The organism is Romboutsia sp. 1001713B170131_170501_G6 (assembly GCF_015668195.1).
In the GTDB taxonomy this organism is placed as follows: Bacteria; Bacillota; Clostridia; order Peptostreptococcales; family Peptostreptococcaceae; genus Romboutsia_C.
Window position 1 is genome coordinate 13,108 of record NZ_JADPFC010000011.1, and the last position, 14,098, is coordinate 27,205.

The following is a 14,098-nucleotide window of genomic DNA, read 5'->3' on the forward strand; positions in this document are numbered from 1 at the left end:
GAAAAAGAAATGAAGAACCTTGAAAATTGAATATATAAAGCTCTTTATAATTTGAATTGATATAAAAAGGAGGATGATTTATAGATGAGTTGTTTATTTGAAAATGACAATAAAATTTCTACTTGCAAAATAGATGAAGGTAAAAAAAGAAATATGCTCAAAAATGGCAAAAGATCAAGGATATACAGATTGTATATATATAAAAACAAACAATAAAGAAGATGATTTAATTTGGTTAAATAAGTTAATTGAAGAATCTAAAGAAAGAGAAAAAGCTGAAATAGCCGAGGAACCTAGAAAAGAGGAAATGTTATTTTAGAAAAATAAGTTAAAAAATGAGGAAGAGCAGGTAGATAAAATACACCTGCTCTAAAGAAAAAATAAATAATAATAATATTGTAAAATGTTTAACATTACATAAATATATTACACAAAATATCTAAAATGAAAAGATATTAGTGAAATTATATCAATTGAATAAATAAAAATCAAATAAAAGTACCTATAATATATTTTTTATTTATAAAAGTGAAAGAGCAGGTACATTTTATATACCTGCTCTAAAGACAAAATTAATGATAATGTAAAATGTTTAACATTACATAAATATCTTAAAAAGAATACAAATAAAAAGATATTATCCAAATTATACCAACTGAAAAAATTAAAATCAAATAAAAGTACCTATAGGAAATTTATTAAAAGGAGTTTAAAGAGTGAATGGAAATGGATTTGATTTAACAATATCTGTTATTTCTTTAGTTATATTAATTATGTCGTTGATTTTATCTATTCAAACTAAATGAAAGAAATAATAGACTTTATTTATCTGCTTATAAAAAGGGAGAAAGCAGATATAAATAATATATCTGCTTTCTGGACTATTTTCAGCAACTATTCTTTATAAAAATACTAATAAATGACTCAATTCAAAAAATGAATTGAATATCTTAAATGAAAAGATATTAGTGAAATTATATCAATTGAAAAAATTAAAATCAAATAAAAGTACCTATAGTATATTTTTTATTATAAATAGGAGAGAGCAGGTATATAAAATATACCTGCTCCATAAAAGAACAAACGACTTAACTCAAATAAATGACTTAAATCTCTACACAAAGTAAAAAGTGTATTAATAAAAACTTCACGTAATAAACCCCAATATCTTAATAAAAGATATTATCCAAATTATACCAATTGGAAAAATTAAAATCAAATAAAAGTACCTATAATATATTTTTTTATTTAGAAAAGTGAAAGAGCAGGTATATAAAATATACCTGCCCTAGAGAACAATGAACAATGCAATTTAAATGATTTGCACATTACATAAAGTAAGAAGTGTATTTATAAAAATACTACGTAATAAACCCCAATATCTTAATAAAAGATATTATCCAAATTATACTAATTAAAAAAATTAAAATCAAATAAAAGTACCTATAATATATTTTTTTATTTAGAAAAGTGAGAGAGCAGGCATATATAATACACCTGCTCTCTGGGCTAAATAAAATTAAATTAAGTAGAATATGAATCTTTGTAAACTTTAAAAAAATCTAAAGTTAAAAAGTATTATATCAACAACATTAAATAAAATCAAAGAATTATACCTATAATATAATTTTTATTTATAAATGGATAGAGCAAGTATATAAAATATACCTGCTCTATAACGAAAAATGAATATGCAACTTAAATTATGAATTTAAGTCTCTAAAAAGTAGAAAGTGAGAAGTTTGTGTATATAAACAACACACAATAAACCCAAATATCTTAGTAAAAGATATTATCCAAATTATACCAATTGAAAAAAATAAAATCAATTAAAAGTATCTATAGGAGATTTATTAAAAAGAGAAAGAGCAGATATAAATAATATACCTGCTCTCTCAGTTCAGCAAAATATGAAATATATATAAACTTTAAGAAAACCTAAAGTTAAAAAGTATTATATCAATAACATTAAATAAAATCAAAGAATTATACCCATAATATATATTTTTATTTAGGAAATGGAAAGAGCAGGTATATAAAATATACCTGCTCTTTAGACAAAAACGAATAATTCAACTCAAATTAATGAGTTAAATATTTACAAAAAGTAAGAAGTGTATTTACAAATACCATGTAATAAACACCAATATCTTAATAAAAGATATTATCCAAATTATACCAATTGAAAAAAATAAAATCAATAAAAAGTACCTATAGGAAATTTATTATTAACAAAGAAAGGGTCGTGAATATATGGAAAATAGAAAATGGAGTAAAGAAGAAATAGAATACCTACAAGATAAATGGGGAATTGATTCCATAAAAAATATGGCAAAGAAGTTTAATAGGACAGAATTAGCTATAGTAACAAAAGCTAATCGTTTAAAGTTAGGAGCATATTTAGAAAATGGAGATTATATAACATTTAATGAATTATTAAATGCATTAAGTACAAAACCAAGATTTTTGAGAGAAAAATTAATAAAAAATGGATGCCCAATAAAATATAAGCGTGTTAAGAATAACAAATTCAAAATCATATATATAAAAGATTTTTGGAAGTGGGCAGAAAACAATAAACATATATTAGATTTGTCTGAATTAGAAAGAAATACATTAGGTAAAGAGCCGAACTGGGTAGACCAAAAGAGAAAAGAAGATATTGAGATAAATGAAAAAACTAAGATATATCATAGATGGACACCTAAAGAAGATGAATACTTAGTATTTTTACTAAGGCAGCATAAATATACATATGAAGATATATCTATTAGATTAGGCAGAGGAATAGAAACTATTGCAAGTAGGATAAAACACAAAGGAATAAAGGAAAGACCATTAACTGCAACAACAAGATGGAGTAAAGAAGAAATAGAAATATTAAATAAATGTATAAAAGAAAAAATTCCATATGAAATTATATCAAAAGAAATAAATAAAACGACTAAGCAAATAAGAGCTAAATTGTACAAGCTCTATGGTACAGAGAGTTTTAATAAAGTAAATGAAATATTAAAAAATGCTAGTTAAAAAAATTAAAAATATAAAAATAAATGTTCATAAATTCAGTTTTAAAAATGAATTTTAATATCTTAGAAAATTAAAATACGTTCATTAATAAAAATGAACAAGGAGAATTAAATATGGACAGTATAGAAGCATTAAAACATAGGGTTAAAGAACTTGAAAAAGAAAATAAAGAGTTAAAAGAAGAACTAAGTAAATTTAAAAATAAAAAAAGAGGAAGAAAAAATAAGTTTGAAGTTCATGATATAGAGTCAATGAAATTCTATAGATTTCAAGGAAAATCATATAGAGAGATTGCTAGTATATTTAAATGCTCTACTGGGTTAGTACATAAACTAGTAAATAAAAAATAATAAAGGGGTGAGTAGCTTTGAGTAATAAACATAAGCCTACAGTATCTATATTAGATGAAGAATTTGAAATAAGTGAATTTACTACATTAGATCAATCAGAGGTTATAAAAGACTTAGCGAAACAAATAAAGCAAAATAACAAAGACATAAGTGATATAGAAGCTATTAAACAGGCAGAAAAAGAACTACAAGGTAAAATATGTTCAAAATGTGGAGTAGCTATAAAGACAGAACCAGTAGAAATGACAATAAATGGTGAGACACATTATTTCCATGATGCTTGTTCTATTAATCCAGAAGTTAATTTCAATATGGTAAAAGAAAATGAATAGCATACAAAATAAAGCAAGTGAACACTTAAAGAAGCAAAAAGAATTACTTAATACATATACAAAAGAAGAAGATAAGAAGCTTATAGAGATAGCGATAAACAAATATAAAAAAATAGCGAAAGGAGAGATATAAAAATGGATGTTAAGCAACTTGCTAAGGCAAATAAACTACATGAAGAAATAAAGGAATTAGATAGTTTCATAAATGCTGCTAGTAAAGTATGGACTGGGAAATTAGAAAGTAAGGGTGGTATTTTTAAATTTATATCTAATTCGTATGGAGCTATAGCCTCGGAAGAATTTGAAATGAATACTGATATAAAAAATAGAGTACTTGATGTATTAAGGGAATATAAGTTAGAGCTAGAAGAAGAGTTTAAAAATATTAAATAGGAGAAAGATTATGAAGAAGCTTAAGAAATTGACTAGAAAGCAGAAAGAAATATTAATGGAGAATGAATTAGATCCTAGAGAATATTTATTAGAAAGACAAGATGATAAAAATAGTATATATACATTTGTACATAGAGAAACAAAAGAAAAACTAGAGTTAAGTTACAAATAGTATCTTTACAATATGAAACGAGGTGAAAAAAATGTTTGGAATATCAAAAAAGAAGTTAATAAGTAACTATGAAAATCAGATAGAAATAAGAGATGTAAGAATAAAAAAGAAATGTGAAGCTAAGATATTAGAACTAGAGAAGCGATATTTAGATTAAATATATGGAGGAGGTGAATATTAACATAAGAAGTATATTAGGAGTTGTATATATAATAGCAATTGTACTCGGAGGTTTAGAGGTATTGGTAGCTATAAGTGATAAAAGAAAAAATAGTCGGTGATTAGAAATGAAATATGAAGTTAAAGAAGTTGTTTGCGATTATGGAATATATGAAAATGATAAGTTAGTTTTAATAGTAAATGATTATTATAATGCAAAACTTATTGTAGATATATTAAAAATAGATACTGAAAAGAAGAGATATCAAAATCCAATACAGTATAGATAGTAAGGACGTGTGATAGATAATGTATAGCAATATGAAAAGAAGTGAATCTACAGAGCAAATGGCTCTGATAGACTGGTGCAATGTTAATAGATGTGTTTATCCTGAATTAGATCTAATATATAAAATATCTAATGAAGGAAAAAGAAGTGTGCATCAAGGTAAGAAGTTTAAAAGAGAAGGATTAAAAAAGGGTGTACCTGATTTATGCCTTCCAGTTCCTAGTGGGATATATCATGGCTTATATATTGAGTTGAAATATGGAAATGGTATAACTAGCAAAGAACAAAAAGAATGGATAAAGAAGCTCAATGATCAGGGATATAAAGCAGTAGTATGCAATGGATTTGAAGAAGCTAGAGACACAATAAAAGAATACTTAGATAATAAGAAGGTGATATAAGTGAAAGCATTTGATATAAATGTAGAAAATAGAGCTAAAGAAATATCAAAAGAAGTAGTTAAAGAAGTTATGAAAGAGACTATGGATGAAAAATACATAAATAAAATGGCTGGAGAAGTAGCTGAAAGGGCAGTATATAAGATATTAAATAGAGGCAAAGACTGGAGATTTAAGAATACCAAGTTGCTAATGAGAAACTATAAAAGTTTAAAGCAACATATCTTAAATGAAAAAGATGAAATAAAAATACTTTATGCAGATATGGATGAAGACTATGTAAAAGTGGATTATATGTGGTTAGAAAGTATTATAAAAAGCAAAGGAAAGACTATTCAAATTTTAAAATATGTAGATGAACAATTAGAGTATTTAGAGCGAAAATATAAAGAAAGAAAACAATATGAAAGATATAAAGCATTTGAGTTATTGTTAATAGAAGGTAAAAGTAATATAGAGATGCAAAGAGAAATAGGATGCAGTAAGAATATGCCAAATAAGTGGACTAATGAAGTGGTTAGAGAGCTTAGTGTACTTCTTTGGGGAATAGATGCTATTTGTATGCATGTGGGATAAGTTGGGGACAAGTGGGAGTTTACTTAGGGAATTTAAAATGTTAATATGATAATATAGCAAAATTATACTTAATGAGAAAAAGAGAAATAGAGGTTTTAGTCTATATAGTCGATTAGGGTAATAATAGACTTAAAACTAAGTTTCTAATTAAAAGACGAGATAATATAATCTGGTCTTTTTTTATTTTCAAAAATAGATCATTAATAAAAGTAAATATAGGCTAGGCTTTATTTTTACATAGGAAAGATATTATATATTGTAAAAATAGAATTAAGTATTATATTAATTTACAATATGTAAACTAAAATCTAGAGTCTAATATTAAATATATATAAATATAAGTTTGATATAGAAAGGATAATGATAATGACATATATATATAGAATAAGTATGAGTGATGGACAAGAACATATAAAGCATTATGAAGGTATTGATATTAAAGATCTATGTGAATATATAGATCATATGAGATGGATAAGTATCAATGAACATTTAAGTATAGCAACACATCATATTGTATCAATAGAATGTATAGCAACATCAAACAAAGGTATTGCAACTATACTGAGAGATGATGAACATACTATAAGACAGTTAAATAAATATTTAAAAGACATAAAAAAATAATTTGGGTCCTTCTGAGGGGGTGGAGGCCTTGCGGGTATAGCTAACCCCAAAGTAAGGCTCAGTAAAATTAAAAAAAAATACGTTACAACGTTACAAAAAATAACTTGAAAATTTAGGTGAGGAGGAGGCTGTATGTCAGTTAAATACAAGGAAGAAGGCGAAAAGTTAATCGTAAACACCGAAGCACTTTGTGCATTGCTTTCTGTAACACGAATGACAGTAAAAAGATGGGCCGATGAAGGATGTCCAAAGCACAGCCGAGGGTGGTGGGATTTGGCTGATGTTTTAAAGTGGAAAGGTATGGTTGGGACTGGAAACCTAAAATCTGTTAAAGATTCTAAGGACATGAGTTTTAAAGAGAAGAAGTTATATTATGAGATGAAATACAAAGAAGCTCAAGCAGAAAATATGTATTTAAAAAATTCAATAGCTAAAGGTGAGTATTTAAAGCGAGATGAGGTAATAGATGAACTCAATCGCTTTTTTGTTGTATTAAAAAGAAGTCTTATGGGACTTAGTAGAAAGATAGTAACAGATATAGGTTTAATTGTTGGCCAAACAACTGCAAGAAAGATAGAAAGTCAAATAAAAGAAGTTATAGAAGATGCATTAAGTCAAATGTGCATAAATGGAGTTTATGAGCCACCAAAATCTAAAAAAATTAAAGGCTGATGAATGGTCTACATGGCTTTCTAAGAGTCTAAAAATATTAAAACCACCTGAAAATCTAAGTGTTAGTCAATTCTCAGATAAACATAGAATATTAGATTCAAAGACTTCGGCAGCACCTGGTCCTTGGAGAACTAGTACAACACCGTATTTAGAAGGAATTATGGATGCTTTTAATGATAATGAAGTAGAAGAAATTATATTTTGTAAACCTACTCAGGTTGGAGGTACAGAGGCTATGAATAATATGTTAGCCTATGTAATAGCACAAGATCCTGCTCCAGCATTAGTTGTTTATCCAACTTTGGATTTAGCAGACTATGCTAGTAAAAACAGGATTCAACCTATGGTGGAATTAGCACCACAGTTAAAATCTAGATTTCAAGAAAAAGATTCTAAAGTTTTAGAATTACAATTCAATGGAATGTATGTTGTTTTATCTGGAGCGAATTCCCCTGCATCATTAGCATCTAGGCCAATAAGATATTTATTTTTAGATGAAGTTGACAAATATCCACCTAACTCTGGAAAAGAAGCTGACCCTATTTCATTAGCAAGAGAAAGAACGAAGACATTTGCATACAATAAAAAGATATTCCTAACATCAACGCCTACTGTAAGAGATGGTAATGTGTGGAAGGCATTTGAAGGAGCAGATGAAAAAAGATACTATTATGTACCATGTCCTCACTGTGCGACATATCAACAATTTAAGTTTAAACAAATTAAATGGCCTAAAGGTATAGATGTAAGCGAAGTAATAAACTTAACATATTATGAGTGTGAGAAATGTAAAGGAAAAATTAATGATGGTCATAAAATGAATATGCTTAGAAATGGTAAATGGAAAGCTGAAAATAAAAGCTCAAGTAGAAAAAAACTAGCATTTCATTTAAATACAATATACTCTCCTTGGGTTAGGTTTGGAGATATAGCATATGAGTTTTTAAAATCTAAAAACTTTCCTGATATGCTTCAAAACTTTGTAAATTCATGGCTTGCAGAACCTTGGGAAGAAACTCAACTAAAACTTAATTCAGATGTTGTAATGGAAAGACAAAGTGAATATGAGGAGTTTATAGTTCCAGATAAGGCTCAAGTACTTACAGCTGGTGTAGACGTTCAAAAAGAAAAACTATATTACACAATAAGAGCTTGGGGACCAAATTATACATCTTGGAATATAACACATGGTGAAGTATTTACCTTTGAAGACATAGAAGAAAGAATGAATGCTATATATAAAAATAAAAATGGAGATGTATTTCAAATATCACTTTGTTGTATAGACTCAGGGGATAGAACAGAGGAAGTCTATGACTTTTGTTACTCAAATAGCGATTGGGTTATGCCTGTTAAAGGTGCTAGTAATCAAATGTTTACTAGGTATAAAATAAGCACAATAGATAAAATAAGTTCTAAAGCACATGGTATGAGATTAGTAATAGTAAATACTAATCAATATAAAGATACTATAGCAAGTAGGCTTATTAGGTCAAATGGAACAGGAAGTTTTATGGTCTATAAAAAATGTGATCTAGATTATGCGCAACAAATAACTAGTGAGCATAAGGTTAAAGTTAAAAAAGGTGGTAGAGAAGTTGAAGTTTGGAAAACAAAAACAGCTCATGCAGACAACCATTATTTAGACTGTGAAGTCTATGCCTGTACAGCAGCAGACTTATTAAATATAAGATATCTCAAAGAAGATGAAGAAGAACCTATAGTTATCAATGCACAAGAAAAAAATAAAGATGAACACAATAATAATAACGGATGGATTAATAATAAAGGAGGTTGGATTTGATGAGAGATAGGTTAAATTCAATAGAAAATGCTATTGACGCTATTGAAAATGGAGCTCAAGAATACCAAATAGGAACTCGAAGAGTAAAAAGAGCCGACCTAAAAACATTATATGATGAAAGAAGAAGACTAAGAGCTGAGTTAAATTCAAGTGAAGGGTGCAGTACAAAAGTAGCTGTATTTGATAGCAGATAATGAATTTACTAGATAAAACTATTTTTTATATAAATCCTAAATTAGGTTATCAAAGGATGGCATGGAGAGAAGCAGCTCAAAGGTCATATGATGCAGGAGATAATGGAAGGCGTAATTTAAATTGGAATGTTGTAAATGGAACAGCAGAACAAACAGATAGTATGCAAAGAGATACTATAAGAGCGAGAGCTAGGGATTTAGAAAGAAATTCAGATGTAGCAGAGGCCATTATTAATGCATATGAGAGAAATGTAGTAGGTAGAGGATTTAAACTTCAAGCCAAGATTTTAAATAAAGATGGTAAAGAAGATGAAGAGTTAAACAAAGAAATTGAAGAACTATTTAAAGAATGGCAAAAACCTAAAAATTGTGATTTAACAGCACAACAAAGTTTTAAAGAACTATGTACAATGGCTGTAAGACGAATGAAGGTTGATGGAGCCATTATTTTTATAAAAAGTTATACAAAAGATGGTATAGTACCATTTAAATTACAAGCTAAAGAAGTAGATGAACTAGATACCAACCTTAATTGGAGAAATGAAAAAAATAATAATCGAATTGTTGGTGGTATAGAGTTAGATACTAATAACAAGCCGATAGCCTATCACTTTAAAGAATATACACCAGATGGATATTATACTGGTAAGACAATAAGAGTTAAGGCTGATAGAGTAATCTATTTATATAAAAAGAGTAGGCCATCTCAAATTAGAGAAATGTCCTTATTATCTAGAACTATTGGTAGAGTTAGAGATATAAATGAATTTGTTGAAGCAGTTTCTGTAAAAGAAAGAGTAACTGCTTGTTTAAGTGCATTTATAACTAAGGTAGATCCAGGAAGTTCTCCTATAGGAAGAGGAAGAGTACAAAGAGATACTAAATCAGGATATGAACAAAAAACACTAACACCAGGTATGATAATGGAATTACAACCAGGAGAAGATGTAAAGGCTGTAAATCCTTCAAATACAGGGTCAAGTGCTAAAGACTTTATAACGTCTCAATTAAGACTTGTAGGATCTGGACAAGGTTTAAGTTATGAAGCAATTAGTAGAGATATGTCTCAAGTAAATTATTCTAGTGCAAGACAAGGATTACTAGAAGATCAAAAAACATATAAAGAAATACAAGATTTCCTTATAGACCATTTTTTAAGTGAGGTTTATGAGGAATTTTTAAATGCAGCAATACTTAATAAAAATATTAATATAAAAGATTTTTATAAAAATAAAAGAAAATACTTAAAGCACAATTGGATACCAGCAGGTTGGGGATGGATAGATCCACTAAAAGAAGTTAAGGCCAATCAAACGGCTATAGAATCAAATATAGATACATTAGCAAGAGTTTGTGCTGAAAGGGGTGAGGACTGGAGAGAGGTTATAGAGCAAAGAGCAAGAGAAACTGAATATTTAAAAGAATTGAATAGAGGTGACTTAGATAATGCCACAACAAGCAAAATTAAAGCAAAAGAATAACAATATAAGATCTATATCAGGCGAAATAAAAGTAAACGAAGATGATAGAAGTATAGAACTTTCATTTAGTTCTGAAAAACCTGTTGCTAGATGGTTTGGAAATGAAATATTAAGTCATAGTGCAAATGCAGTTGACTTAACAAGACTAAATGAGATAGGAGTACTTTTATTTAACCACAATAGAAGCAAAGTAATAGGAAAAGTTGAAAAGGCATGGATAGATGAAGCAGAGAAAAAAGGAAGAGCTATAGTACGATTTGATTCTGACGAAGAGTCAGAAATAATTTTTCAAAAAGTTAAAAGTGAAACCTTAAGAGGAGTATCTGTTAGTTATTCAGTAGATGCCTGGGAAGAAGTAAAGGCAGGTAAAATGTCTAGTGATGGTAGATTTATGGGACCTTGTGAGATAGCTACTAAATGGATACCGAATGAAATATCAATTGTATCTGTTCCAGCAGATGAAACGGTAGGTGTAGGAAGAGAGCTAGAAGGTGTTTCAGAAGGGGAAGATACTACTGTAACAAATACACAAAGAGATAATAAAAATACTACTCTTATAAATATACAAACAGAAAATAATAAAGGAGAAGGTGAGAGAGACATGTCTAAAAATACAAATAAAAATGAAGATGAAAGACAAATATTAGAGGCCGAAAGACAAAGGGCATCAGAAATAAATACACTATGTAGGGAATTTAATATAGATGGACAAGAATTTATATCAAATGGTACAAGTGTAGATGAAGTTAGAAGTCACATATTGAACCAGTTAAGAAGTGAAAAGGCACCGTTACCAGGAAATATTCAAGTTATTAAGGATGAGACAGATAAGTTTAGAGATGCTGCATCAGATTCAATATTAATGAGATCTGGAACAAGATTAGAAAATGTTACCGATGGAGCTAGAGACTTAAGAGGTTTAAGATTAAGAGATATAGCTGTTGAATGTTTAAGAATGGATGGAAAAGTTGATGCATCTAGATATGATAATGAACGATTATTTAGAGAAGCATTTACTCCAGGAAGTAATTTTTCAGCTATATTAGATAATACAGTAAATAAAAGTATGCAAACAGCATATAAAATTCAATCATCAACATATAAAGAATGGGTAAGTACAGGTAGTAATCCAGACTTTAAAGCAACTACAAAGTATCAAATAAGTGAGGCTGGAGACTTAAAGTTAATACCTGAAAATGGTGAGTTTGAACATGATGAAATGAAAGACCAAGGAGTTAAAACAAGCTTACTTACTTATGGTAAATCTTTCAGTATATCAAGACAAGCTCTTATAAATGACGATATATCTATAATAACTAAATTACCTCAAGCCTATGTAAGAGCAGCTGATAGAGGTATAAATAAACTTGTTTATCAAATGTTAGGTACAAATCCTAAGATATATGATAATGTTGAACTATTTCATAGTAAACATGCTAACTTAGCTAAGACATCAGGAGCAATAAATGTAGGAACTATGGGTGAAGCAAGAAGAGCTATGAGAAGTCAAAAGAATTTAAGAGGACTAGAAACATTAAATATATCACCACAATATTTAATAGTACCTGCTGCATTAGAAACACAAGCAGAACAATTTTTAAACTCTATATCTGACCCAGCATTTAATAATGCTAATATAATAAACCCATTTAGAAATAAGCTTAAGTTAATTGTAGATCCAGAGCTAGACGTATATAGTGAAGATGCTTGGTATTTAGCAGCAAGTCCATTTGATTGCGACACTATAGAGGTAACATATTTAAATGGTTCAGATATGCCTACATTAGAAAGTGCTATATCATTTGATAACTTAGGTATGAAATGGAGAATATTTATCGATTATGGAGTTACAGCAATAGACTATAAAGGATTATATAAAAATGCAGGTAAATAGAGATAAGAATATAAAATAGGATGGTGAAATAATAATGGCTAGATATATAAAAGAAGGTAATACGATATGTAAATCAAATGATTCAAGAGCAACCATATTATATGGAGATGTTGTTAAATTAGGAACTAGAGTTGGAATAGCAGCATCTAATATAAGTCCTGGTGAAATTGGTTCTATAAGTGTTGTAGGTGTTTATGAAATGGCAGCAGAAAAGACAGAAGTATTTTCAATAGGTGATACTGCTTATTTAAATGAATCAGGCAACATAACTAAAACTAAAGGAGATACTATCGCAGGATGGATTGTAGAAGATAAGCCATCAGGTACACCAGTAGCTATAGTAAAAATAGGGTAATGAGTAATTTATCTAATCAAGCGATAGATGATTTAAAAATATTTTTTGAAGATTTTTCAGAAAAAGTATATTTAAATGGTATCCCTATAGATATAGTAATAGATCTTGATAGATTACAAGATAGAAGTAAAAAAGAGTATGATGGAATACATGTGGGGGATTTATTGTACTATTGCAAAGTCAATGACTTCCCACATACTCCAGAGGTAGGAGAAGTACAAATGCTTAATAAAAGAAGTTATAAAGTATTTGATGTAAGAGAAGACTTAGGACTATATGAAATAATCCTAAAAGGAGCAAGTAGTTAATGGCTAATAATACTTTTATAAACGATAAAGAGCTAAAAAAGATAGCTATAAAGTTTAAGGATTTTCCAAATAAAGTTCCAGCAGCTACAGCAGCAGCGATAAATAGAACTCTTACATATACAATTACTCAAACAAAGAAAGAAGTTACTAATGAATACTCTATAAAACAAAAAGATGTAGGAGCTACATTAAAGAAAAAAAGAGCTAGTAAAGGAAGTTTAAATGCCTATATTGAATCAAAAGGAAGTACTATAGCTTTAAGTAAATTCCCATATAACCCCAAAAAATATAAAAAAAGAAATAAAAAAGTTAAGGTTAAAGTTAAAAAGCAAGAAGGGTATAAAGTAATAAAAACATCACCTACAGCATTTGTTCAAACTATGAATGGAGCAACTCATATTTGGATGAGAGAAGGCAAAAAAAGAACTCCTGTAAGGCTTTTAAGAACATTGTCAGTACCTCAAATGATTTCAAATGAGAAAGTAATAAAGGCAATAGAAAAAAAAGCAAGTGAAAAATTACAGGAGAGGATAGAACATGAAATTGAATGGAGATTAAATAAACTATGACAGACGAAGATATATTAAATAAAATAAAAGATTTGCTAGATGAAAGACTTAAAGACATAAAGTTAGAAAAAGCTAGTGATGATAATAAAGAGTATGAACTAGTGCCACCAGCAATATATATATGCTGGGTTCCTCCAAAAAACTGCCTTCATGAATATGGATATGATATACCAGGAATAGTAATTTGTTCCGATAATGGAAAAGATGATGATGATGTATTTTTAAATATACGATTAAACATACAAACGTATGATATAGGATTAACTTTAGAAGACAGAATTATACCTAATTCTAAAGGATATACTGACATATTAAATTTAATAACTAAAATAAGAATGATACTAAATGAAAGCCCTTCTGATATAGGAATTATAGTAGAAAAACCTATTGAGTGGGGCTTTTATGATGAACAAATATATCCTTATTGGGCTGGATATATAACATTTAAAGTTAAAATGTGTCCATTACCAATAATAAATAATTTTTTATAGGAGG

21 protein-coding genes are annotated in these 14,098 nt (G+C 28.3%); all 21 read left to right on the forward strand.

Going from position 1 to position 14,098, the window contains the following annotated elements; genetic code table 11:
- The first annotated feature begins 133 nt into the window (after positions 1-133).
- Positions 134-319: a hypothetical protein gene (locus I4U89_RS14175; protein WP_195940935.1), complete on the forward strand. Its 186-nt coding sequence runs from the start codon at positions 134-136 to the stop codon at positions 317-319.
- 1,934 nt (positions 320-2,253) lie between these two features.
- Complete coding sequence (locus tag I4U89_RS14180) at positions 2,254-3,030, forward strand: hypothetical protein (RefSeq protein ID WP_195940936.1); 777 nt, start codon at positions 2,254-2,256, stop codon at positions 3,028-3,030.
- Positions 3,031-3,143: 113 nt separating this feature from the next.
- Positions 3,144-3,380 carry a hypothetical protein gene (locus I4U89_RS14185; RefSeq protein ID WP_195940937.1) on the forward strand — a complete coding sequence of 79 codons (237 nt, stop codon included), beginning with the start codon at positions 3,144-3,146 and terminating at the stop codon, positions 3,378-3,380.
- A 17-nt stretch (positions 3,381-3,397) separates the two neighbouring features.
- Positions 3,398-3,712 (forward strand): hypothetical protein, encoded by a 315-nt coding sequence (locus I4U89_RS14190; protein WP_195940938.1) that lies wholly within the window; start codon positions 3,398-3,400, stop codon positions 3,710-3,712.
- The gene (locus I4U89_RS14195; protein WP_195940939.1) at positions 3,705-3,845 is read left to right on the forward strand and encodes a hypothetical protein; all 141 of its coding nucleotides are present in this window, start codon (positions 3,705-3,707) and stop codon (positions 3,843-3,845) included. The genes I4U89_RS14190 and I4U89_RS14195 overlap by 8 nt, the downstream gene beginning before the upstream one ends.
- Positions 3,846-3,847: 2 nt before the next feature.
- Positions 3,848-4,105, forward strand: a complete 258-nt coding sequence (locus I4U89_RS14200) for a hypothetical protein (protein ID WP_195940940.1) — start codon at positions 3,848-3,850, stop codon at positions 4,103-4,105.
- 10 nt (positions 4,106-4,115) lie between these two features.
- Positions 4,116-4,277: a DUF6906 family protein gene (locus I4U89_RS14205; protein ID WP_195940941.1), complete on the forward strand. Its 162-nt coding sequence runs from the start codon at positions 4,116-4,118 to the stop codon at positions 4,275-4,277.
- Positions 4,278-4,308: 31 nt separating this feature from the next.
- Complete coding sequence (locus I4U89_RS15895) at positions 4,309-4,434, forward strand: hypothetical protein (RefSeq protein ID WP_279311332.1); 126 nt, start codon at positions 4,309-4,311, stop codon at positions 4,432-4,434.
- Between the two features lie 130 nt (positions 4,435-4,564).
- Positions 4,565-4,726, forward strand: a complete 162-nt coding sequence (locus I4U89_RS14210) for a hypothetical protein (protein WP_195940942.1) — start codon at positions 4,565-4,567, stop codon at positions 4,724-4,726.
- A gap of 19 nt (positions 4,727-4,745) precedes the next feature.
- Positions 4,746-5,126 (forward strand): VRR-NUC domain-containing protein, encoded by a 381-nt coding sequence (locus I4U89_RS14215; protein ID WP_195940943.1) that lies wholly within the window; start codon positions 4,746-4,748, stop codon positions 5,124-5,126.
- Complete coding sequence (locus I4U89_RS14220) at positions 5,127-5,699, forward strand: hypothetical protein (RefSeq protein ID WP_195940944.1); 573 nt, start codon at positions 5,127-5,129, stop codon at positions 5,697-5,699.
- Positions 5,700-6,065: 366 nt separating this feature from the next.
- Positions 6,066-6,326, forward strand: a complete 261-nt coding sequence (locus I4U89_RS14225; protein ID WP_195940945.1) for a hypothetical protein — start codon at positions 6,066-6,068, stop codon at positions 6,324-6,326.
- Positions 6,327-6,458: 132 nt separating this feature from the next.
- Positions 6,459-6,998 (forward strand): hypothetical protein, encoded by a 540-nt coding sequence (locus tag I4U89_RS14230; protein ID WP_195940946.1) that lies wholly within the window; start codon positions 6,459-6,461, stop codon positions 6,996-6,998.
- Positions 6,964-8,802 (forward strand): phage terminase large subunit family protein, encoded by a 1,839-nt coding sequence (locus I4U89_RS14235; protein WP_195940947.1) that lies wholly within the window; start codon positions 6,964-6,966, stop codon positions 8,800-8,802. The genes I4U89_RS14230 and I4U89_RS14235 overlap by 35 nt, the downstream gene beginning before the upstream one ends.
- A complete protein-coding gene (locus I4U89_RS14240; RefSeq protein WP_195940948.1) occupies positions 8,802-8,996 on the forward strand; it encodes a peptidylprolyl isomerase in 195 nt (64 codons plus the stop codon). The genes I4U89_RS14235 and I4U89_RS14240 overlap by 1 nt, the downstream gene beginning before the upstream one ends.
- Before the next feature lie 56 nt (positions 8,997-9,052).
- On the forward strand, positions 9,053-10,477 hold the full coding sequence (locus I4U89_RS14245; protein ID WP_243279223.1) for a phage portal protein: 1,425 nt from the start codon (positions 9,053-9,055) through the stop codon (positions 10,475-10,477).
- Complete coding sequence (locus tag I4U89_RS14250) at positions 10,443-12,371, forward strand: prohead protease/major capsid protein fusion protein (protein ID WP_195940950.1); 1,929 nt, start codon at positions 10,443-10,445, stop codon at positions 12,369-12,371. The genes I4U89_RS14245 and I4U89_RS14250 overlap by 35 nt, the downstream gene beginning before the upstream one ends.
- 34 nt (positions 12,372-12,405) lie before the next feature.
- Positions 12,406-12,726, forward strand: a complete 321-nt coding sequence (locus I4U89_RS14255; RefSeq protein ID WP_195940951.1) for a DUF2190 family protein — start codon at positions 12,406-12,408, stop codon at positions 12,724-12,726.
- Entirely contained in the window at positions 12,726-13,034 is a 309-nt protein-coding gene (locus I4U89_RS14260) for a hypothetical protein (protein WP_195940952.1), read from the forward strand. Before I4U89_RS14255 ends, I4U89_RS14260 begins: the two co-directional genes overlap by 1 nt.
- A complete protein-coding gene (locus I4U89_RS14265) occupies positions 13,034-13,603 on the forward strand; it encodes a phage tail protein (RefSeq protein ID WP_195940953.1) in 570 nt (189 codons plus the stop codon). The genes I4U89_RS14260 and I4U89_RS14265 overlap by 1 nt, the downstream gene beginning before the upstream one ends.
- The gene (locus tag I4U89_RS14270; protein WP_195940954.1) at positions 13,600-14,094 is read left to right on the forward strand and encodes a hypothetical protein; all 495 of its coding nucleotides are present in this window, start codon (positions 13,600-13,602) and stop codon (positions 14,092-14,094) included. The genes I4U89_RS14265 and I4U89_RS14270 overlap by 4 nt, the downstream gene beginning before the upstream one ends.
- The last annotated feature ends 4 nt before the right edge of the window (positions 14,095-14,098 follow it).

Excerpts from the sequence above, each read along its gene's own strand:
- I4U89_RS14175 (WP_195940935.1), top strand. The coding sequence starts at position 134 with ATGAAGGTAAAAAAAGAAATATGCTCAAAAATGGCAAAAGATCAAGGA.
- I4U89_RS14180 (WP_195940936.1), top strand. The coding sequence starts at position 2,254 with ATGGAAAATAGAAAATGGAGTAAAGAAGAAATAGAATACCTACAAGAT.
- I4U89_RS14185 (WP_195940937.1), top strand. The coding sequence starts at position 3,144 with ATGGACAGTATAGAAGCATTAAAACATAGGGTTAAAGAACTTGAAAAA.
- I4U89_RS14195 (WP_195940939.1), top strand. The coding sequence starts at position 3,705 with ATGAATAGCATACAAAATAAAGCAAGTGAACACTTAAAGAAGCAAAAA.
- I4U89_RS14200 (WP_195940940.1), top strand. The coding sequence starts at position 3,848 with ATGGATGTTAAGCAACTTGCTAAGGCAAATAAACTACATGAAGAAATA.
- I4U89_RS14205 (WP_195940941.1), top strand. The coding sequence starts at position 4,116 with ATGAAGAAGCTTAAGAAATTGACTAGAAAGCAGAAAGAAATATTAATG.
- I4U89_RS15895 (WP_279311332.1), top strand. The coding sequence starts at position 4,309 with ATGTTTGGAATATCAAAAAAGAAGTTAATAAGTAACTATGAAAATCAG.
- I4U89_RS14210 (WP_195940942.1), top strand. The coding sequence starts at position 4,565 with ATGAAATATGAAGTTAAAGAAGTTGTTTGCGATTATGGAATATATGAA.
- I4U89_RS14215 (WP_195940943.1), top strand. The coding sequence starts at position 4,746 with ATGTATAGCAATATGAAAAGAAGTGAATCTACAGAGCAAATGGCTCTG.
- I4U89_RS14225 (WP_195940945.1), top strand. The coding sequence starts at position 6,066 with ATGACATATATATATAGAATAAGTATGAGTGATGGACAAGAACATATA.
- I4U89_RS14230 (WP_195940946.1), top strand. The coding sequence starts at position 6,459 with ATGTCAGTTAAATACAAGGAAGAAGGCGAAAAGTTAATCGTAAACACC.
- I4U89_RS14235 (WP_195940947.1), top strand. The coding sequence starts at position 6,964 with ATGAGCCACCAAAATCTAAAAAAATTAAAGGCTGATGAATGGTCTACA.
- I4U89_RS14240 (WP_195940948.1), top strand. The coding sequence starts at position 8,802 with ATGAGAGATAGGTTAAATTCAATAGAAAATGCTATTGACGCTATTGAA.
- I4U89_RS14245 (WP_243279223.1), top strand. The coding sequence starts at position 9,053 with ATGGCATGGAGAGAAGCAGCTCAAAGGTCATATGATGCAGGAGATAAT.
- I4U89_RS14250 (WP_195940950.1), top strand. The coding sequence starts at position 10,443 with ATGCCACAACAAGCAAAATTAAAGCAAAAGAATAACAATATAAGATCT.
- I4U89_RS14255 (WP_195940951.1), top strand. The coding sequence starts at position 12,406 with ATGGCTAGATATATAAAAGAAGGTAATACGATATGTAAATCAAATGAT.
- I4U89_RS14260 (WP_195940952.1), top strand. The coding sequence starts at position 12,726 with ATGAGTAATTTATCTAATCAAGCGATAGATGATTTAAAAATATTTTTT.
- I4U89_RS14265 (WP_195940953.1), top strand. The coding sequence starts at position 13,034 with ATGGCTAATAATACTTTTATAAACGATAAAGAGCTAAAAAAGATAGCT.
- I4U89_RS14270 (WP_195940954.1), top strand. The coding sequence starts at position 13,600 with ATGACAGACGAAGATATATTAAATAAAATAAAAGATTTGCTAGATGAA.